At 65.5% G+C, this 851-nt stretch carries 1 protein-coding gene; it reads right to left on the reverse strand.

Going from position 1 to position 851, the window contains the following annotated elements; all coding sequences use genetic code 11:
* Window positions 1-851: acetyl-CoA C-acyltransferase (locus CH251_RS13505; protein WP_094613585.1), on the reverse strand; the 851-nt coding region annotated here is incomplete at both ends.

Here is an 851-nt window from a genome sequence, read left to right on the forward strand (position 1 = left end):
CCCGACATGCCGAGGGGGTGCCCGATCGAGATCGCTCCGCCGTTGACGTTGACGATCTCGGGATCGATGCCCAGCTCACGCGTCGACGCGATTCCGACCGCCGCGAACGCCTCGTTGATCTCGACGACGTCGAGGTCCTTCGGATCGATGCCGTCCTTCTCGCATGCCTTGGCGATGGCGCGGGCCGGCTGCGACTGCAGGGTGGAGTCGGGACCGGCCACCACTCCGTGGGCACCGATCTCGGCGAGCCAGGTCAGACCGAGCGACTCCGCCTTCTCCTTGCTCATCACCACGACGGCGGCGGCACCGTCGGAAATCTGTGACGCCGATCCGGCGGTCACGGTGCCTGCCTTGTCGAAGGCGGGGCGAAGCTTGCCGAGGGAGTCGACGGTGGTGTCGGCGCGAATGCCCTCGTCTGCCGTGAACTGGATCGGCTCACCCTTGCGCTGCGGGATCGAGACCGGAACCACTTCGTTGTCGAAGACACCGTTCTTCCAGGCCGCTGCAGCTTTCTGGTGCGACGCGGCGGCGAAGGTGTCCTGCTCCTCGCGAGTGATGACCTCGGTGCTCTGGTTGCGCTGTTCGGTCAGTGCACCCATGGCCTGATCGGTGAAGATGTCGTACAGGCCGTCGTAGGCGAGGTGATCACGCATGGTGACGTCGCCGTACTTGAATCCGGCGCGTGACTTCTCGAGCATGTGCGGTGCCTGGGTCATCGACTCCTGGCCACCGGCGACGACGATCTCGAATTCACCGGCGCGGATCAGCTGGTCGGCCAGTGCGATGGCGTCGACTCCGGACAGGCACACCTTGTTGATCGTCAGGGCAGGCACGGTCATCGGAATACCCGC

Origin of the sequence: Rhodococcus sp. 06-462-5 (assembly GCF_002258315.1) — a bacterium.
Classification (GTDB): domain Bacteria; phylum Actinomycetota; class Actinomycetes; order Mycobacteriales; family Mycobacteriaceae; genus Rhodococcoides.